The following is a 19,345-nucleotide window of genomic DNA, read 5'->3' on the forward strand; positions in this document are numbered from 1 at the left end:
TGCTAGCTCTTCCCCCGCTTTCACCTGCTGAATGCCGGGCCTCCCGGCGCGGTCGGAACCACACAAGCTCGCCATGCCCCCCGGGGCAGGCCGGCCGCCGCGCCCCCTCAGGCCTCTGACCTTTTGCTTAAGGATGATCTCGATGATGATGCCTCGACTCTCTGCCCCTCGACAGGGCGCCGCGCTCCTGGTCGCGATGACCCTGGCCCTCGGCCTCGGCGCCTGCAAGTCCTCTCCCCAGGTCGAAGAAACCAGCGTCCAGGTCCAGAACCGGCCCCTCGCCGCCGAAGACCTCCTTCAGACCACCGACACCCTGGTCGCCGCCAAGATTCGCTTTGGCGGCGATCTCCCCGACGTGCTCCTGCCCCTGGTCGACGACGCCAATACCGAGCTGGTCGTCCGCCTGCTCCGAGACCCCATCACCACCATCCACGAGGAAACCGGAGCCCGCGTCGACCTCAGCGCCCTCGACACCGAGCGCCCCCTCTATTTCTCCATCTCCAGCCTGGGCAACGAGGCCTTCTTGAAGGCCGCCGTCCTCGGCCTGCCCGCCCGCGACGAGGAGTGGCCCGCCTTCACCCTCTACCGCCTGCTCGTCCCCACCGACGACCCCGCCTTGATGAGCCAGCAGCTCTTCACCGCCATCCAGGACATCAACGACAGCTCCCGCGGCCCCGACACCGCCGCCCTGACCTTTGAGGGCCCCGACTTCGTCCGCCTGGAGGTCGCCGTCCCCACCAACGCCCATCACATCGATAAGGAAAACTCCGCAGCCCAGGCCCTGACCTGGCTCCAGAGCATCAACCTTAAAGATCTGGCGCCCCCCTCCCCGGGCCTCTACCGCGCCACCGCCGCCTACAACGCCTTTGTCCAGGCCGAGAGCGAATTCGCCGCCTGGGCTCGCCTGGAATCCATCCCCATGCTCGGCGCCCTGGAAGCTTCCATGAGCCCCGAGGTCAACCGCGCCTTCACCACCGATGACCCCGGCGCCGGCGCTCGCCAGCGCCTGCAGAACATCAGCCGCCTGGCCACGATCTCGGCCCTGACCGACCCGGTCGCCGCCGAAAATGAAGACATCTCCCTGCACCTCGACGCCGCCGAAAATAACGAGGTCTTCGTCGACGCCGTCCTCACCCGCACCTCCCAGGGCGCCCGGGTCTATCAGGCCACCGACGCCCCCATCACCCTGCCGGCGCTGGCCGCCAACGCCTTCTTGTCCGTGGACTGGTCCATGAACCTGGCCGCCCTGGCTGACACGGTGATCGCGCCCTTCTGGGAACTACAGTCCACGGAGTCCACCGCCCCCACCCTTGAAAACCTGGGAGGCAACCCCGCCGGGCTCGATCCCTCCCGCTCCAACCTCGTCACCTCCGCCGTCGTGGTCGCCCAGTACCCCATGGCCCTGGCCAAGACCTCCAGCGAAACCCTGAGTGGTTTCGCTCCCCTGCCGCGTGCCCTCAGCCTGCGGGCCTTCTCCGTGCCCGCCAACCAGACCTTCCCCCTGGGCGTGGCCGGCGCCCTGATCTTTGACAAGCGCCCCGGCGTGCGCGACCAGCTCCAGGGCCTCCTGAGCATGGCACAGTCCATGAGCCCCCAGACCCTGGACGCGGCCCTCATCGACCGTGACGACGACCTCCTGGAAGTCCGCCTGGCCATCGGCACCACCGTCAGCGCAGCCTTCGCCAACGCCACCGACCAACAAGCCTCCGCGCTGGACGTCGAGCTCGACCTCAACAAACTCGGGGAGTTGCGCGCCTTCATCCCTCCCAGTGAACTCTTCGGGTTCCTGCAGCGCGTCACTCTGGCTTCCCACAACGAAGACGCCTACCACAGCCACCGCATCGCCCTGAATACCCACGGCGCCACCGAGCCTCTCCAGGCTGCCCACGACGCGCCCCTGCTCACCGCGCCGACCTTCCGCTGCCGCACCGAGCTGGCCCACGCCGGCTTCGTCCACCTCGAAGACCTCTCCACGGCCGCCGAGGCCCGGGTCGACGCCTACCTCGACACCTTCTCGGAGCGCGCCGCCCCCTGCATCGAGCCCACCAACCCCTACGCTCCCCAGGCCGCCGCTCGTCTGGAGCTGGTCCGCCAGTGGGCCGCCGAACTCAACTAAGCTCCCCCCTTAAACCCAACGCCTGATCCCGGCGCCGAGCCCTCTCCCCCGAGGCGCTCGGCGCTTTGCGTTGGCCCCCGGCCCACCGCGCCTAGCCACTGGCGCGCGGACCAGCAGGATGGCGAGCCCCCCGGAGCTATGATACCCCTGCCAGACCGTACTCCATGCTTCGGCAGGTCTCGCCAGACGCGCGTGCTTGCCGCTTGTCGTGAATAAAATTGGAGAGTTTGATGCGCACGATCCCCTCCCTTTCGATGGCCCTCCTGGCGCTGAGCGCCGCGGCCTGCACCGCCCACGCCCCGGCCACCGCTGACGCCCCGGCCACCGCTGACGCCACCGCGGCCTCCACCAACGCCACCACCTCCCAGGCGGCCCCCGACTACGCCGTCACCTTCAACGGCCGCGACATCGACCTGCGCCCCTACGTGCAGGGCTTCCCCTACAGCGGCTTCGCCCCCTCGCTGGAGCACGACTTTTTGCTCTACTTCGAGGCCACTCCCGAGGGCACCTGGATGCGCCACATCGCCGGGCTCCCCACCTCGGGGCCGGTCGACTTAAGCCAGGGCCGCAAGCTCAACGACATCGACTGGTCCACCCGCAATTTCTGGGGCGGCGAGTTCAACGCCACGCTTAATGCCTTCATCTTCCGGGGCGATGAGAACAACAACGAGCGCATCAACATCTACACGCTCGACCTGGAGACGGGTCAGGTAAGCCCCCTGACCGACGTCGACTACATCTACGCGCTGGGCTTCTCCGACGATCAACGCCTGATGGCCTACGTCGTGCGCCAGGGACAAAACGAACCCTTCAACAGCTGCCTGCGCCTGCGCGACCTGAGCACCGACGAGGAGCGCGAGATCTGGTGTGACCAGGGCGGCGCCGACCGCCTCACCTGGTCGGGCATCCTCTTTGCCCCCGACAACCAGAGCCTGCTGCTCAACCTCCAGCACGACGGCGACCGCCGCACCTCCAACCTGGCCCTGGTCGATCTCAACGCCCCGGCCGACGCCGACGACGCCCCCCGCCAGCTTTTGGAGCGCGGCGTCAAACACCTGCGTCTGGCCATCCTCGACGACTCCTTCGACGGGGAGCGCTTCATCTACCTCTCGGCCCACACCGGCCACGACGTCCTCTACAGCTACGACCTCGCCAGCGGCAGCGCCACCCCCCTGGCCGACCTGGAGTACGAGCTGAGCGGCTGGACCCTCGTCGACGTCGAGGGCACCGAGCGCCTCCTGGTCCTCCTCGACCACCCCACCGGCTCCATCGCCGAGCTCCGAGACGCCGCCACCGGCGAACTCCTCCAGCGCGAAACCTTCACCGAGCGTCTCGCGCTCACCGACGCCCACAACGACGAGCTGGCCCTGCGCTCCAGCTCGGTGCGCACCCCCTTTAAGCTCCAGCGGGCTCGTCTCATCCCCACCGCCGACGCCGCCCGGCCCTACACCCTGACCGCGCAGCCCCTGGCCATGCTCCCCCCGGAGCTCGTCCGCGCGCTGATCCACTGCGACGTGGCGCAGGTCAGCTTCGAGACCTTTGATCAGGTCGCCGGCCAGCCCCGCACCCTGCACGCCTTCTATTTCACCCCCCGCAACTCGCCACAGAACCCCGACCAGCGCCTGGTCCGCATCACCGCGTTCTACGGTGGGGGCAACTACTTCAGCACCTCCAACCAGATCATGTGCGAAGCCGGCGTCGCCACGCTCAGCCCCGCCCCGCGCGGCTCCTGGGGCTTTGGCGCCGAGTTCGCCGCGCTCAACGACGGCGACCTGGGCGGCGACGAGATCATCGACCTCTTCTACGCCGCCCGCTGGCTGGAGGCCCACCACGGCTACACCCCGGCGCAGATCGGCGTCTACGGCTCCAGCCACGGGGGCTACGCCACGATGCGCGCGCTGACCTTCCCGCCCGAGACCAACCAGCGCCACGAGTCCTACAACTTCGGCTTCGGCTTGAGCCACGCCGGCTTCAGCGACATTTTGAGTTTTTACGAGACCAGCAACATCCCGGACTGGGTGATCCTGGAGGCCGGCGACCCGGCCACCCAGGCCGACAAGCTCCGCGACCGCTCCCCCCTGACCCATATTGAGCGGCTGCAGGCCCCCCTGCTCCTGACCCACGGCAGCAACGACAGCCGGGTCCCCGTCGAAGAGAGCCGCCAGCTGGCCCGGGCCGCCCAGAGCACCGGCGCTCCGGTGACCTTTGTGGAGTTCGAGGGCCAGGGCCACGGCATCAACGGCCTGGAAAACACCCTGCGCTACTACCGGGCAATCTTCTCCTTTTTGGAAGACCAGGTGCTGCCCCGCGCCGAGAACCCGACCCACGAGGCCTCGGCCACGCCCTGACACCGCTCGCCAGCCAGAGCAGTGAACGCCGCGGGAGCACTTCCCGCGGCGCCCACCTTCAGGTGGGCACCTCCCGGAATCCGCGCCCCCTTCGGGGGGCGCTCTTTTTTTGCCCGCGCCCCGGGCGCCGCCACCACCATTTGTGGATCTCGATCGCCACCACCAGCGGCAGCACCAGCGCCAGCAGCAGCAACCACATCCGCCAGCTCAAGGGCGACACCTCCAGGATGCGCTGCGTGGGCTCAAAGTACATCGCGCCCACATGCAAGAGCTGGGTCGCCAGCACCGCGGCGATCAGAAGCGGAGAGCGCAGCGGGCTGCGCGCCAGAATCGAGCTGCGCTCGGAGCGGGCATTGCCCACGTGGGCGTTTTCAAAGAGCACCATAAAGAGGAGCACCGCGTTGCGCGCCGCGACCTCGCTCACCCCGGCCTGGAGTAGCCAGGCAAAGAGCCCCACGCCGATCCCCCCCACCATCAGCGCGGTGAGCACGATGCGCTCGACCATCACCCGATTAAAAATCGGCTCGTCCGGGTCGCGCGGCGGCCGCACAAGCTCCCCGCCCTCGGCCGGCTCAGCGGCCAGCGCCAGGTGCTGAATCCCGTTGGTGACCACGTTGAGCCAGAGGATCTGCAGGGGCAGCAAGGGCAGGGGCAGCCCGGCGGCCAGCGCCAGCGCCAGCAGCACGATCTCGGCCGCCCCCGCCGACAGGAGCACAAAGACCACCTTGCGGATCGTATCGTAGGCCACGCGCCCCTCCTCGATCCCGGCGACGATGCTGGCGAAGTTATCATCGCTGATCACCATCCCGGCGGCCTGGCGCGCCACGTCGGTCCCCCCCTTGCCCATGGCCACCCCGATGTTGGCCGCCCGCAGCGCCGGGGCATCGTTGACCCCGTCGCCGGTCACCGCCACAAAATGCCCGGCGGCCTGCGCCGCCCGCACGATCTTGAGCTTGTGGTGGGGCGCCATCCGGGCAAACACCCGGCGCTCGTGCACCAGACGCTCCATCTGCGCCTCATCGGCCTCCTCCACCCGGGGGCCGGCCACCACCTCATCCGGGGTTTCGGCGATGCCCAGCTCCCGGCAGATCGCCAGCGCGGTGACCGGATGATCGCCGGTGACCATGAACACCTCCACCCCGGCGCCGTGCGCCTGCTCCACGGCCCGACGGGCCCCGGCGCGCAGGGGATCGATCATGGCGACAAAGCCCAAAAAGCGCAGCGACCCGGGCTCGGGCTCGGGCGGCGCTTCCCCGGCCGCCGGCGCCCGCTTGAGCGCGCCCCGGGCCAGCCCCAGCACCCGATAGCCCCGCGCGGCCAGCGACTCGGCCTCTTCGGCCCGCATCTCGCGCTCCCCCTCCTTAAGAGCGCACATCGCCAGCACCCGCTCCGGACCGCCCTTCACATAGAGGCCCGCGCCCTCCGGCGACCGGTGCACGCTGGCCGAGTAGCGCCGCGCCGACTCAAAGGGAATCATCGCCTGCACCGGCTCCGTGGCGCGGATCTCCGCGCGATCCAGCCCCAGCTTCTGCGCCGCGCTCAAGAGCGCCACATCGGTCGGGTCGCCGTGCCAGCTCCAGCGCGCCGGCTCTTCGGGCTCGGCTGTAAGCTCCCCCTCGTTGTTGAGCAGCGCCGCCTTAAAGAGCTCATCCAGCGCCGGCTCCGCACCGGCCTGGACCACCTCCCCATCCAGGCGCACCTCGCCACGGGGGGCAAAGCCCTGCCCGCTGAGGCTGCCGCGGCGCCCGTCGGCCAGCAGAAACTCCCGCACGGTGAGCGCGTTGACCGTCAGCGTACCGGTCTTGTCGCTGACGATCAGCGTGCAGCTCCCCAGCCCCTCGACCACCGGCAGGCGCCGGGTGACCACATGACGGCGCACCATCCGCGTGGTGGCGATCGCCAGCACCACCGTCAGCCCCACCGGCAACCCCTCGGGAATCGCCGCCACTGCCAGCGCCACCCCCAGAAAAAACATCTCGCTTAACGCGTAACCCTGCAGCCAGCCGATCCCGCTGGTCAGCACCACCAGCACCACGACCACCACCGTGATCATGCGCACAAAGCGGTCCATGCGGGCCACCAGCGGCGGCCGGGCCACCGGGGCCTCCAGCACGTCGCTGGCGATCGCCCCCAGCGCCGTGGCCATCCCGGTGGCCACCACCGTGCCCGCCGCCCGGCCCTGCACCACGCTGGTGCCGGCAAAGACCATGTTCTGACGATCGCCCAGCCCCTCGGGCGCCTCGGCCACCCAGTCGGGGCGCTTGCCCACGGCCACCGACTCCCCGGTGAGCAGCGACTCATCCACCTGGAGCCCGGTCGCCTTGAGCAGGCGCAGGTCGGCCGGCACCTTATCGCCCGACTCCAGCACCACCCGATCCCCCACCACCAGACGCTCGGCATCGATCCGCCGGGTCTCCCCCTCACGCGTGACCGAGGCCCGGGCCTTGAGCATGGTGCGCAGCGCCACCACCCCCTTCTCGGCCCGGGCCTCCATCCAGGTGCCGATCAGGGCGTTGACCCCCACCACCACGCCGATAAAGGCCGCATCCAAAAACTCCCCCAGCACCAGCGCCAGCAGCCCGGCGGCCAGCAGCACATAGATCAGCGGGCTCATAAACTGCCGCAACGCCACCCGCCAGATCGGCGTCGGCTCCGGCCGCGGCAGCGCATTGGGCCCATCGCGCTCCAAGCGCCGGGCGGCCTCCTCACCGCTTAAGCCCTTGGCCCCGGCGCTCACCCGCTTAAGCGCTTCCTCAATGCTCAGCGTCTCCCAGGCCGGCGCCTCCTTTTGCCGCCCCTCCTCCCCGGCGGACCCTCTCTCTCTGCGCATCGCCTCTCCCCCTCCTCCCAAAATACGAGCCCTCTAAATCTGCACACGCCGGCCCCCGCCACCACGGCCGGGCCTTGCCCCCGGCCCGACCACCCTCTAGCATCGCCTCATTCGTACTTTCCGCAGTCGCCCCCGGGGAGGGGGTGGGAATGGTCGGTTCGCCGCCCAACTCGCCACCGGGGCGCGTCGGGAGTGCTGGCGAGCCTCCTTCAACGCTTCGGGCGCCCCGATGCGCGCCCGACGTCCCACAGGAGTCAGCGATGCAGAACACCATCACCGAGTTTTTGAGCCTCCGCCGGATGCCCTCAAGCCGCGGCGCCTACGCGATGCAAAAGACCCTGGAGCTCTGCGACCAACAGGGCGTACCGGCCCCGCTGCGAGAGCGCGTAGAGCAGGCCTGCCAGGTGGCCCAAACCACCGTGGAGCTGGAACTGGACTGGGAACAGGCCCGCACCCAGACCAGCACCGCCCGCGGCAACGCCGCCCAGATCGACATGAAACTCGACCAGGCCATCGCCGCCATCGGCCGTATCCTGGATGGTGAGCTCCTCGGCCCCGACGAAAGCCCCCATACCCAAGCCGCCCGGCAGATTCAGAATGTGATCTTTCCGGCCGGAATCTCGGCCGTAATCCATGTCTCCTACGAGCATCAGCACGTGACGATCGACGCCCTTGTCGCTCGCCTCCAGAACCAGCTCAAAGAACAGGTGGCGCTCCTGGGCATGGAGCGCCACGTGGAGCGCGTGCACGCGCTTAACCAACGCTTCGGAAAAGAGCTCGACCGTGACGAACGCCCCGCCCTCACCTATGACGAGGTGGTGACGAGCCGAGAAGCCCTGCACGTGGCGCTCTGCCAGGTGGTCGCCGCAGCCTTCGAGCACCTGCGCGCCGACGCCGACGCCCCCACCTTAAGCGCGGTATTGGCTCCGCTGGTCGAGCAACAACAACGCACCCACGCCTACGTCAGCCGCCGCCGGGCGGTGCCCCCCGTCGACCCCGGCACCGGCGCCGAGCTGCCCGCCGAACACGAGCCGAGCACCGAACCTCAGCTCGATCCCGCCGGCGCCTGACCCACAACACGCGCCGCGCAGCACCCACGATCACGCCCCGGGACGCCTCCCGGGGCGTTTTCTATCTCTGGAACTCGCCACCACATACCCCACACGGGGGTTGAACCCCCTCCCGCTCCGCCCTCGGGCGCCCCCTTTTATGGTGTCACCTCACCACCCGGCGCCCCCGGGCGGCTCTTCTCCCCGTCCAACCCCCTCCCGCTCCGCCCCCGGGCACGGTCCCTTCATGTGCCTTCACCAAAACGCCCGCCCCCGGGCACGGTCCCTTCATGTGCCTTCACCAAAACGCCCGCCCCCGGGCACGGTGCCTTCATGTGCCTTCACCAAAACGCCCGCCCCCGGGCCCCAAGCGCTGACCCTCGCTCACCTCGCAGCAAGCACGAGAGCGACAGCGAGTTCGAGCACGAGCACGAGAACGAGAACGAGAACGAGAACGAGGTCGAGCACCAGCACGAGTACGAGCACGAGGTCGAGGTCGAGACCGAGGTCGAGCACGAGGTCGAGGTCGAGGTCGAGGTCGAGACCGAGGTCGAGCACGAGGTCGAGGTCGAGGTCGAGGTCGAGCACGAGAACGAGAACGAGAACGAGAACGAGAACGAGAACGAGAACGAGAACGAGAACGAGNCGCGGTGGGATACGCCGGGGGACGCGGTGGGATACGCCGGGGGACGCGGTGGGATACGCCGGGGGACGCGGTGGGATACGCGGTGGGACACGCCGGGGGATGCGGTGGGACACCCGACCAACGCCCAAGAAAACAAAAAGCCTGCCTCCCTTGTCGGGAGCAGGCTTTTTATACCGTTGACGCCTCCCCGAGAGGGGGCGTCCAGGACTCAGGCGTCCTGATCGTACTTGACGTACTTGGGAAGCACGCGAACCTTCTTGTGCTCCTGCACCTCAAGCTCAATGGTCTCCTCGATCGGAACCATCTGCTTGGACACGAAGCACATGATCTTTTCGCCGCTGAGCTTGGTGGCTTCGCCCTCTTCGGGGGCGTTGGTGGTTTCTTCAGCCATGATATTCTCCTTTATATCTTTATCACTGGGCTTAGAACGCCTCCCTCACAACGAGCGAGGGAGAACGGGTCAGGCAGGCCGGATGAGCTAACAAGACTTAGGCGTCGCGTCAACTCTGCACCGCGCTCAGAGCGGCGGACGCACCGGATCGTAGGCGTTGAAATACTCGGCGTCGTGGCGGGCCACGTTGTTATTCTCGCGACTCATTCCACCGGTGATCAGCACCTGTCCGTTGGAGGCCACGTCGGCCGTAAAGTCGTAACGCTCTTGATACAACGAGCCCAACTCCTCGACGGCAAAGGGTGGTATGGCGCTGAGCCCTTGGAAGACCAAACGCTCCGCCGAGGTCACCACCTGACGATCCGGGTCCAATCCGCCAACAATCAGCAGGTCACCGGTCTGGGGAAGCTCTACCATCGCCGCCACCCCGCGGGCCGACTCCATACGCTGTTCCGACATCGCGATCCACTGGTCCTGGAGCGGACGCCCCAGCTCATAGCTCGCGCTGGCGCCCTCGCTCAGGCTGGTAAAGCCCCCCACCATCAGCACCAGATCGCCGCCACCACTGCGCACGCGGCGAGCGGAGGCACCGTAGCGAGCCCGCCCCAGATCGACGCCGGGCTGGCTCATCGAGCTCGCTCCGGCGGGAACGAGCAACTCCGAGCTGTCGAGCACCTGCGAGCGAGTGCGCCCCCCGGCAACCCAGACCGTTTGTCCGTCGTGCAGAAGCACCGCGCTGTGCCCTACTCGTGGCGAACTCATGTCAATCGGCAGGCTGACTTCGGCGGCTCTAACGTTGACGACTTCAAAGGTGCTCAAGACCTGATCCTCGCGACCAATCCCACCGGCGATGAGCACGGCGCCATCCGAGGAGCGAAGCGTCGCGGTGTGATGGGCACGCGGCGAATTCAGACGCACCGGGTTGCCGTTAAAGTCGATGATGCTGCGCACCCGGGTTCCAGGTGGCTCATTGAGATCGATCAACTCCAGGGTGTCGACCGGACGGGCCACACCGTCACGAAGCGTAAAACCGCCGGCCACCAGATAGCGATCTTCGCCCAGCGCGGTGACCGTGTGAAACGCCCGGGGCTCGGCGAGCTTGTCACGCCCGATCATCCCGACCGCTTCGGAGGCATCATCCTGAGCCAGGCTGGTGAAGTAACCGGTCACCGGAGAAAAGACCTGAATATCATCGTACACTTCGGTGAGGCTGGGCGTGGTGAAGGGCTGATAGAAGCCGGTCGGACTCCCCCCTCCCACGATCAGGATCTCCCCTTCGGAGGTCGCTGCCGACTCATGCCCGATACGCCCGAGCCAGCTTCGGTCCTCACCACGATAGTCAAAGGCACTCTGCACCAGACGGGTCTGGTCACTCTCGCTATCGAGGATCAACGATCCCACCGGGGCCGCCTGGCCCACCGGCGAGACCATCGCCCGAAAGGATCGCAGCGGACTTCCCGGCTCAAAGGTAAACATCGGGGTCGAGCCGGCTGCCAGCAGCTGATTGTTGGCGTCGAAGACCTCCACATCCAGCCGAATGCGCTCTCCGTAGGTGATATCGGGCAGCGAAGCACTGCGCGAGGCAAAGGCAAAGCTACTTCGCTCAAGCACTCGCCGATCGTTGGGCTGAGTGACCTTCACCGTGACGGTCTGAGCGCCGGGGTAATCGGGCAGACCGGTGACGAAGCCCTGCCCGCCCTCCCCGTTGGGGCCCCAGCCAAAAAGACTCACCTGGACACGGGGACTGGCCTCGTCGGGCCCGCAGCCAGCCGCGCCGACGAGCGCCGCCCCCAGGACCAGGGGCAGAATTTTTTGTTCCCACAGATTGCTCACCACTCCACCTCCGCCTCAAACGCCGCGGGCTGCGAAGCACTGCTGCGCAAAATCAAGTACAGGGTCCCGGCGATCGCGCCGCCGGCCAACACCGCCGCTCCGCCGTAGCCCAGGTAACGCAGCGTGGAACTGCGCCCCTCCGAGGGCATGGCCGCCGGCGGCGAGATCACGTTCTCATCATCGACCACAGGTCCCGGCGTGGGCAGAGGCGGTCGGACAGCCACCGAATCATCCTCAACCACTTCGCGCACCCCGGAGGTGCTTCCCTGGGCGAGTTCCCCGGGCGCTTCGGCGGCGGCCACCGGCTCAGGCGCCGGGGCCAGGTCTACCTCGGTTACCGCGCGCTCGGCGGGCATCTCCCGCACCGCCGCGGCCACCTCGGTGGCCAGCCGGCTCACGCCCACCCGCAGGTTGGACATCTCCATATTGAAGCCCACGCTCTCGCCCTGAACCAGCAGGCCGTCGCGAGCGCGGTAGACAAAAGGTGCCGCGGCGTAGCCGCGGCCGTCTCGCGTCATCACGATCCAGGCCACGAAGTCCGCGCCGGTACGGGTGGTCAACTCCACCAGGTAGGGGCTGAGATCGGCACCGAAGCGGCCCGTTCGCAGGCGTTCGCGCAGGTCGAGGTAGTAGGCCGGCACATCATCATCGGCCCCGGCCCGGTCCTCCCTTGGAGCCCCGAGTTCGACCGAGATGGCCTGTTCGTTACCGCGTCCGCGCACGCGCACTTCCTGAGCCCACACGCTGCCACCGCCGCGCACCACCAGATAGTGGTGACCAAATCCCACATCATCGATACGTGCCGGGGCGACCCCTTTGAGCTCCCCGTCCAGATAGACCTGAGCCCCCTCCACGTTGCCCACCACCGCGAGCACGCCGGGGCCAGCTTTCTCCACCCGATCGACCTCTTGCGCAAAGACCTCTCGAAGCTCCGCGGGGAACTTCTCCGGGTCGAGGGTCGCCTGCGGTCGAAGCTGCGCGTAGCGCTGCATCAGTTTGCGGGCGTCCAGGTCGAAGTCTGTCTGGAAGTAGGCCAGCGAGAGGTTCGCCAGGGCATCAGCGTACACATCGAAATTGAGCAGGTCGGCCAGATGTTCATTCATCATATCGACCGAGCGCTGAAAGGTCTCGGCGGCACGCTGCGAGTCGCCGGCAGCCAGCAGCCCGATGCCGGAGGTGTAAAGGCGCTCGGCCTCGGCCACCGCGGCGCTGGCGTTTTGCCCACCTCCCAGGCGCTCCTGAAGCTGGCGATACGTGGGCAAAAACTCCAGCCCACGCTGCTCGGCCACGCGGGCCCGCGTGCCCTCATTGACCCGCTCCGGGATGATGCTGGTGAGCTCACCGCCGACGCTGTCGGTGGGAAGCATAAAAAGCCGGGGCGTGGGGCCCGCCGGCTCCGGAGCCACCTCCTCAGCTGGCGCCTGGTCCGGGGCCTCTTCAGCCCAGACCGGCGCGCCCAGCGCCAGCAGCCCCACAGACAGAAGCAGCGCGCCCACGGGATGGCGGGCGCCGCTCGCGATCGTAACTCGTTTCATGATACCTCAATCCTCCGTCCCCAGCCCCTCTCAGGAACTGCGGGCACGACGACCTGCGCGCATCACCGTAGCCCGGAGACTACCGGTGAGCGACGCCTTTAAACGCGCGACTCGCGTTGACAAAAGGTCATCGTAAGTAGCACGGGCGCTTTTTCAGCGTCAACCCAGGCCCCTCAACCCGGTGCGCGTCGTCGGCGCCCGCCGCCCTTCCCGGTTCAGATGATGCGCTTGAGCCTTGCGACCAAAGTCTTCATCGCCTTTGCGGGCGTTACCATTGTGTTCAGCGCGGTGGTGATGTTCGGGGTCGAGCGCACCCAGACGCTCTACGGCCAGCTGCGCGCGATCAATCACCGCATCGTCCCGCTGGGCCTGCACCTTAGTGACGTGCAAAACGATCTACGTAGCTTTCACGTCGTGCTCAACGAACGGGATCCGGCCGTCCTGCGGCGCACCCTGCAGCTGACGCGCTTGCTCAACGCGCTGCCCGAAGATCTGGACGACGATCTGACGGAAGCCGCGCTCCTGGCCGACTTCAGCGATCTGGATGAGGTTTCGCCTACGCAGGCCGAGGCCTTCGAAGCCATTCACAAAGATCTCCTCACCCTCCGCGAGCGAGGCGCGAGCTTTTCTGATGCGGCGATGGATTTTACCCGCCAGGTCCTCTCGGAGCGCACACAGAACGCGGAGGCTGCCGACGCCATTGAAAAACTCCAGAATGAACTCAGCGCCGAGGCTCGCGCGCTGGACAATCGCCTCACGATGTTGCGCGCCGAATTGCGCGTGGCCACCGATGAGGCTCTGGCGCGCGCCGACGACACCGAACGCAGTTCGGTCTACGCGCTGGGAGCGATGAGCGTGGCCGCGCTCCTGGTTGCGGCCACGCTGATGATGGTTGTCGCCTGGACGCTGCGCCCGCTGACGACCTTGACCCAGGCCGCGCGCCGCATCGGCGCTGGTGACTACCGCCCGCTCCCACAACCCACCGGGCGCGCCGGCCACGATGAGGTCGCGCTGCTCACCGCCGAGTTCAATACCATGGCGCTGAGTCTGGCCGAACGCGACGCCCGGCTGCACAGCCAGCACGCCGCACTGCTTAAGTCAGAGCGTCTGGCGACCATCGGCCGCATGACCAGCCTGATCACCCACGAGCTGCGAAACCCCCTCTCCAGCATCAACCTTAACGTCGAGATGCTCACCGACGCTCTGCAGGAGCGCGGCATCGGCGCCGCCGACGACGACATCACCCCCCTGCTTGAAACCGTCATCGAAGAAGTCGACCGCCTGCGCGACATCACCGAGGAGTATCTGGTCTACGCGCGGCTTCCCTCCCCCAAGACTCAACCGGAGTTCCTCGACGACATCGTGCAGGGCCTGGTCGATTTCCATCAATGGGAATGGAGCCAGCACGGCGTCGACATCGAGCTCACCCTGCCTCACGAAGCCGTCCAGGTCGACGTTGACGCAAACCAGATTCGCCAGGCCCTGCTCAACCTTATCAAGAACGCCGTCGAGGCCAGCCCCACGGGCTCCACCGTGCACGTGCGGGTGCAGCCTCTAAACGCGCGCGCCCGGGTCGAGATTATCGACGCCGGCCAGGGGATCGAGCTCGAAGCCCGGGAACGACTCTTCGAGCCTTTCTTTTCGACCAAGACCCGGGGAACCGGCCTGGGGCTCCCGATGACCCAACAGATCATTGAAGAGCATCATGGCCAACTTCAGGTCGAGAGCACCCCGGGCAAAGGTACACGCTTCTATTTTGAACTCCCGCTGCGCGCGACCTAAGCCGGCGACGTCTCCAACCTACGCGCCGGTTAGCGCAGACTCGCGAGCGCTGACAATCATCGCTTCGAGACGGTCCAACCCGGCTTCCAGCTCCGCCTGGGGCGGCCCAAAGCTAAAGCGCACGTAGCCTTTGAAACGGCTATAGCGGTTGGCGCGACGCTGCCCCGGGTTCACGTCAAAAAACTCGCCAGGCACGCAGATGACCTGACGTTGGAGGGCTTGCTTGAAGAAGTCCATTCCGTCGCGAAGCCCGGGCGGCAAATCGCTTAGATTCCCCCACACATAAAACGTTCCCTGCGCCGGCAAGTCGAGCTTGATCCCCATGGCCCGAAGGCGCTCGATCATCATCTGGCGTTTGGCCGAAAAACGCTGCCGAATCGCGCAAATCTCGGCATCGGTGATGCCATCATCAAGCAGTTTCACCGCCGCCCGTTGGAGCGGGCGAGCAGCGCCACCGTCGAGAAAACTCCCGGCGCTGGCGACTCGTTCAATGACCTTTTTGGGCCCCACCGTCCAGGAGAGGCGCCAGCCGGGGTAGCGCCAGCTTTTGGTCAGCCCGTTCACGATCACCGCCGGATCGCGATCCACATCCTCGACGTATCGCGCCGCCGTCGCCTCCTCGACCCTCTTGCCCCAGACATAGTGACTGTAAAACTCGTCAAAGATCATAGAGCACTCAAGCTCCCGCGCCACGCGCAGCCACTGCCCCAGCTCATCCCCTCCGACCAGCTTCCCGGTCGGATTGCAGGGGTTGGAGAGCAGAATCGCCGAGAGGCCTCGCCCCTTAATCTCATCTTCAAGCTCGCCGGCGCCAAAGGCGTAGCCGCGCCGCGGGTCGAGAAGAATCGGGATGGGGTTGAAGAGGCGAAAGAGGTCCAGAAGTTCCTCATAGGCGGTGTAGTCCGGCAGGAAGTGCCCCAGGTTAATCGGCCCCAGCGCGGCGGCCAGACGCGAGAGCGCGGTGCGCCCGCCCCCGCTGATGGCAACATTCTCCGCCGAATACTGACTGGCCATCCCGCGACGGTAGCGCCGGTTGTAGTGGTTGGCCACCGCCTCGCGCAGTTCCCAGATTCCCGTCACCGGTGAATACTCGTGATCGTCTTCAGAAATGGACACGCTGTCGATGCGCGGAGCGGCGTGCTCCAGCATGCCGGTCTCCGGCTGCCCCTGCCCCAGGTTCGTCCATCCGGGGTCGCCCGGACGGTAGCCCTGGCGTGCCGCCTCACTCATCACATAAATCACCCCGGTCTTGGGCACCGAACGAAAGGCCCCATGCGACTTCTTTCCTGGCGAGCGCGACTCCACCATACTGCGACTCCGAAGGCTCCTGCCTCACCGAGTGAGGCTGTGTTATCCAGCAGACACGACGAGCCCTAACACACTTACCCCCCGGTACAAATTTCTGGACCTCACCATGACGCAAGCGCTACGCCTGATGACCTACAATATTCGCCTGGGCATTCAGCAGGGACTGGAAGCCATCGCCGACGTGATTCAGACCTACGCGCCCGACGTGGTCGCCCTCCAGGAGGTGGGCCACCACTGGTCGATGGGCCCCTCCGGCGACTCCACCGGGCGCCTGAGCCAACTGACCGGTCTGCACTACCACAGCTTCATCCCGGCGATTGTCCATGACATCCCGGGACGCCAGCCCGCCCGCTATGGCCAGGGCCTGCTGAGCCGCTGGCCCATCGCCGAACTCAGCATTGACCCGCTGCCACAACACAACGACGAGCCTCGACGGCTGGCGCGCGCCAGCATCGAGAGCCCCGCCGGCCCGATCGAAGTCTGGTGCACGCACCTTTCCTATAAGGAGAGCGACCGCCCGGCCCAGGGCGCGCACCTCGAAGCAAGTCTACGCCAGGCCCCGGCCTGTGGCGCCCCGGGTGCCCCGCTGGCGCGTTTTGTCATGGGGGATTTTAACGAGCCGGAGCCCGTCGACTGGATGAGCGGAATCTGCACGCTCTGCCTGGATCCCGGCGCGCCGGAGGCCACATGGACCTTTCCGGCCGACGCCCCCGACCGCCGCATCGACTTCGTCCTCGGCCAGGGCGCGCGCCCGCTCTCCCACCGGGTGCTTGACCACCCCCGAGCCTCGGATCACCGCCCGGTGCTCAGCCTGTGGGAGGTTTGAGCACGCGCCTCAGACCTTAAGCCTCGACCAACTGGCGCAGTTCGTCTTCCAGACGGTCGCGCTCCAGGATGATTTCGGCCAGCGTGGTCTCCAGCGTGGTCTTCTCCTCCATCAGCCGCGCGAGCTCTTCATTCGCCGGCGCGCCCTGAGCTTCGCCCGAGGCCGCTTCGCGGGCCTCCAGGGCCTGCTGAAGCTCGGTGAGCTCGGCCTGAAGCTCATCACGCTGCGCCTGGGCGGAGGCCAGGCTCTGCTGGACCTGAGTCAGCTCGGCCTGCAGCGCCTCAAACTCCTCCAGCCCCACGGCCGATTCAGCGTCCACCCGCTCGGCCTGCGCTGCGTCACGTTCGGCGCCGACCCTCTCCAACTCCTGCTCGAGCCGGGCCACCTCATCGCGCAACGCCTCCAGCGCCTGACCGGAGTCAGCATCTCCTTCGGTCAGCGCAGCCTGCAGCGCCTCCAGCTCCTCCCGAAGCTCGGTCTCCCGCTCGGCGAGTTGATCGCGCTCCTCGGCGATCTGCCCCAGGTCCCGGGTAAGGTTGGAGGCATCGCTCTCCAGCTCCTCAAGCTGCAGGGAAATCGACTCGATGAGCGCATCACGCTCCCCAAGCTCGCTACGCAGCCCCTGGAGCACCTCGTGTGTGGGGGCCTGCTCCAGCTCCTGACGGGCGCCGGCCAGCTCTCCTCCCAGACGGTCGTTTTCTTCCACCAGACCGCGCAAATCTTTGGAGAGTTCTTCGAAGATCTTGCGCTTCTTCTTGCGATCTTTCTCCAACTCCTCGACGCGAGCTTTTGCCGCCAGGAGCTCATCGCCCATTTTACGCCGTTCGACCTGCAGGTAATCGGTCTCGCGGGCAAAGGCGGCTTTCTCCTGCTTGAGACCGTCTCGCTCGCGGGTGAGCTGATCGCGCTCGGCGGCGACTCGACCGTGGCGCGCCTCCAGGTCCTCCATCAACTGGCGTTGCGTGGCGAGCTCCGCATTCACCGCCAGAAGCTCGGCCTGAAGCTCATCGCGCGCCTGGGTCATCGCCCGCAAATCAGCATCCAGCGTGGTGGCACGTGCCACCAGCTCGTTGGCCTCGTCTTCCGGCGGACGCCGACTCAGTTCCTCTTCGAGCGCGGCGATCTTTTCACTGAGCTGCTGGCCGTGTTGCTGCTCAGCTTCCAGCGAAGCGGTCAGCGCGACAATGCGCTCATCACGCACCTCCAGGTCATGCAGGCGATTGGCGAGCTCCGACTCCAGCGAATCGCGCTCCGCCTGAGCAATCTCGGCGGCCTCTTCCAGCGCTTCGACGCGCTTCAAGCTCGCGCTGAGTTCCTCGGTCACATCATCAATGCGCAACAGCGCCTGATGGTAGCGATCTTCGTAGCTCTGCATCTCCGACTGCAGCTCGCTGACCTGGCTCCCCAAATCGGCACGCTCCGAGTCGACCAACGCCTGAGACTGGCGATGCGCCTCCAGCTCTTCGTGCAGCCCTTGAATCTGTCCGTGAAGCGACTGCTCGCGCTCCCCGGCCTCTTCGAGCTGTTGTGCGCGACTCTCGGACTCCCGGGTGAGCGCCTGCACCTGTGCCTGTGCCAGCGCGGCCTGCTCCTGCGCCAGGCCGAGCGCTTCTTCAAGCGCCTGGACCGTCTGTGCGGTCGGCGCCTCATCCAGCGCCTGGCGGGTCTCCTTGAGCTGGCGCACCAGATTGCGGCGCTCCTCGGTGAGACGATCGCGCTCGCCACGCATCCGCTCAATCTGCATGTCGGTGGAGTCGGCGACGCCCGCATCGAGCATCTGGCGCAACGAGGCGACCTCGCTGCGCAAGGCCTGCAGCTCCGCCTCCCGCTCACCATCATGTCCGCCACCGCCCCCACCAAAAGGTCGTTCCTCGGCAGCGTTCAACGCCTCCGACACCTGGCTCGGCGACGCCACCGAAGCCCCTGTATCCGCGGCCAGCTGCTCGAATTCGCTGCCGCTGTACTCTCGCTCCCAGCTCTGAAGGTTCAGGGCGTGACCGTCGGCCCGCTGGGTATGATCGACCTCCACCTGACCTTCGCGCGAGGCCGCTCGCAGGGCGGCCAGGCTAGCGGCGATCTCGGCACCACCATCCACCGTATCGTCCCCGAAGGACTCGGGCTCCAATGCCGGATAAAGCTCATCAGGGTCGAGCACCTCGTGAATCTCGTCTTCCCCGAGCATCATCGGCTGGTCGTCAATCGACTCTTCGATCAGCGAGGAGGCGTCGAGCTCGATCTCTTCCTGACCGAACTCATCCATCCCAAAGCCCATGCCCATCGCCGTAGCACTGGCCATGGAGGCAATCCCCGGACTTTCCGCCTGGTGGTTCAGGGCAGCCTGCTCATCGGCATACTCCAGCGGGAACTCCCCCACCCGGACCAGGTCGCCATGCTCCAGGACCTGGCTCTGGATACGCATGCCGTTGACATACGTTCCGTTGGAACTGTTAAGATCGTAGAGCGTGCAACGTCCCGCCTCGTAGACAAACTTGGTATGCCGCCGGCTCACCGAGGGGTTGTTGATGCGAATGATATTACCGGGGTTTCGCCCGATGGTAACTTCGGGGACCTCCGGGGTAATCTCAACGATGACCTCGGTCCCGATTTCGGGGTCCTGATAGATCAGCTTGGGCACGTGTTCACCTTCGGCTCGATAGGGTCGGCGCGGGCGTTTATCGGAT

At 66.7% G+C, this 19,345-nt stretch carries 12 protein-coding genes; 5 read left to right on the forward strand and 7 right to left on the reverse strand.

The annotated features are described in order from the left end of the window. The first annotated feature begins 142 nt into the window (after window positions 1–142). Both DL240_RS02350 and DL240_RS20640 read left to right on the forward strand, forming a co-directional pair. The gene (locus tag DL240_RS02350) at window positions 143–2,116 is read left to right on the forward strand and encodes a hypothetical protein (RefSeq protein ID WP_111728248.1); all 1,974 of its coding nucleotides are present in this window, start codon (window positions 143–145) and stop codon (window positions 2,114–2,116) included. Window positions 2,117–2,346: 230 nt separating this feature from the next. Continuing rightward, entirely contained in the window at window positions 2,347–4,464 is a 2,118-nt protein-coding gene (locus DL240_RS20640; RefSeq protein WP_111728249.1) for a S9 family peptidase, read from the forward strand. A gap of 58 nt (window positions 4,465–4,522) precedes the next feature. On the opposite strand, the gene DL240_RS02360 is transcribed toward DL240_RS20640, so the two are convergent. Then, window positions 4,523–7,294 carry a cation-translocating P-type ATPase gene (locus tag DL240_RS02360; RefSeq protein WP_111728250.1) on the reverse strand — a complete coding sequence of 924 codons (2,772 nt, stop codon included), beginning with the start codon at window positions 7,292–7,294 and terminating at the stop codon, window positions 4,523–4,525. Between the two features lie 260 nt (window positions 7,295–7,554). Between DL240_RS02360 and DL240_RS02365 the strand changes: the two genes are divergently transcribed. Then, window positions 7,555–8,364: a DUF6261 family protein gene (locus tag DL240_RS02365; protein WP_111728251.1), complete on the forward strand. Its 810-nt coding sequence runs from the start codon at window positions 7,555–7,557 to the stop codon at window positions 8,362–8,364. Between the two features lie 363 nt (window positions 8,365–8,727). Here DL240_RS02365 and DL240_RS20185 read toward each other — a convergent pair whose 3' ends face one another. From DL240_RS20185 to DL240_RS02385, 4 genes are all read right to left on the reverse strand, one after another. Next, window positions 8,728–8,931: a hypothetical protein gene (locus DL240_RS20185; protein ID WP_199589702.1), complete on the reverse strand. Its 204-nt coding sequence runs from the start codon at window positions 8,929–8,931 to the stop codon at window positions 8,728–8,730. Window positions 8,932–9,197: 266 nt separating this feature from the next. Beyond that, window positions 9,198–9,380 carry a hypothetical protein gene (locus DL240_RS02375; protein ID WP_111728252.1) on the reverse strand — a complete coding sequence of 61 codons (183 nt, stop codon included), beginning with the start codon at window positions 9,378–9,380 and terminating at the stop codon, window positions 9,198–9,200. A 126-nt stretch (window positions 9,381–9,506) separates the two neighbouring features. Continuing rightward, window positions 9,507–11,213, reverse strand: a complete 1,707-nt coding sequence (locus tag DL240_RS02380) for a Kelch repeat-containing protein (RefSeq protein WP_146618056.1) — start codon at window positions 11,211–11,213, stop codon at window positions 9,507–9,509. Beyond that, the gene (locus tag DL240_RS02385; protein ID WP_111728254.1) at window positions 11,210–12,748 is read right to left on the reverse strand and encodes a PEGA domain-containing protein; all 1,539 of its coding nucleotides are present in this window, start codon (window positions 12,746–12,748) and stop codon (window positions 11,210–11,212) included. Before DL240_RS02385 ends, DL240_RS02380 begins: the two co-directional genes overlap by 4 nt. A gap of 222 nt (window positions 12,749–12,970) precedes the next feature. Between DL240_RS02385 and DL240_RS02390 the strand changes: the two genes are divergently transcribed. Further along, the gene (locus DL240_RS02390; protein ID WP_158542302.1) at window positions 12,971–14,530 is read left to right on the forward strand and encodes a sensor histidine kinase; all 1,560 of its coding nucleotides are present in this window, start codon (window positions 12,971–12,973) and stop codon (window positions 14,528–14,530) included. Between the two features lie 18 nt (window positions 14,531–14,548). Here DL240_RS02390 and DL240_RS02395 read toward each other — a convergent pair whose 3' ends face one another. Further along, a complete protein-coding gene (locus tag DL240_RS02395) occupies window positions 14,549–15,838 on the reverse strand; it encodes a pyridoxal phosphate-dependent aminotransferase (RefSeq protein ID WP_111728256.1) in 1,290 nt (429 codons plus the stop codon). A gap of 106 nt (window positions 15,839–15,944) precedes the next feature. Here DL240_RS02395 and DL240_RS02400 point away from each other — a divergent pair, with 106 nt between their 5' ends. Continuing rightward, window positions 15,945–16,664 carry an endonuclease/exonuclease/phosphatase family protein gene (locus DL240_RS02400; RefSeq protein ID WP_111728257.1) on the forward strand — a complete coding sequence of 240 codons (720 nt, stop codon included), beginning with the start codon at window positions 15,945–15,947 and terminating at the stop codon, window positions 16,662–16,664. Between the two features lie 16 nt (window positions 16,665–16,680). Here the strand turns inward: DL240_RS02400 and DL240_RS02405 are convergent, their stop codons facing one another. Next, window positions 16,681–19,299 (reverse strand): FHA domain-containing protein, encoded by a 2,619-nt coding sequence (locus DL240_RS02405; RefSeq protein WP_158542303.1) that lies wholly within the window; start codon window positions 19,297–19,299, stop codon window positions 16,681–16,683. Between the last annotated feature and the right edge of the window lie 46 nt (window positions 19,300–19,345).

The organism is Lujinxingia litoralis, from assembly GCF_003260125.1.
Lineage (GTDB): Bacteria > Myxococcota_A > Bradymonadia > Bradymonadales > Bradymonadaceae > Lujinxingia > Lujinxingia litoralis.

Bases quoted from the DNA above. Each gene is read 5' to 3' on its own strand.
- DL240_RS02350 (WP_111728248.1), top strand. From the start codon at position 143: ATGATGATGCCTCGACTCTCTGCCCCTCGACAGGGCGCCGCGCTCCTG.
- DL240_RS20640 (WP_111728249.1), top strand. From the start codon at position 2,347: ATGCGCACGATCCCCTCCCTTTCGATGGCCCTCCTGGCGCTGAGCGCC.
- DL240_RS02360 (WP_111728250.1), bottom strand. From the start codon at position 7,294: ATGCGCAGAGAGAGAGGGTCCGCCGGGGAGGAGGGGCGGCAAAAGGAG.
- DL240_RS02365 (WP_111728251.1), top strand. From the start codon at position 7,555: ATGCAGAACACCATCACCGAGTTTTTGAGCCTCCGCCGGATGCCCTCA.
- DL240_RS02375 (WP_111728252.1), bottom strand. From the start codon at position 9,380: ATGGCTGAAGAAACCACCAACGCCCCCGAAGAGGGCGAAGCCACCAAG.
- DL240_RS02385 (WP_111728254.1), bottom strand. From the start codon at position 12,748: ATGAAACGAGTTACGATCGCGAGCGGCGCCCGCCATCCCGTGGGCGCG.
- DL240_RS02390 (WP_158542302.1), top strand. From the start codon at position 12,971: ATGCGCTTGAGCCTTGCGACCAAAGTCTTCATCGCCTTTGCGGGCGTT.
- DL240_RS02395 (WP_111728256.1), bottom strand. From the start codon at position 15,838: ATGGTGGAGTCGCGCTCGCCAGGAAAGAAGTCGCATGGGGCCTTTCGT.
- DL240_RS02400 (WP_111728257.1), top strand. From the start codon at position 15,945: ATGACGCAAGCGCTACGCCTGATGACCTACAATATTCGCCTGGGCATT.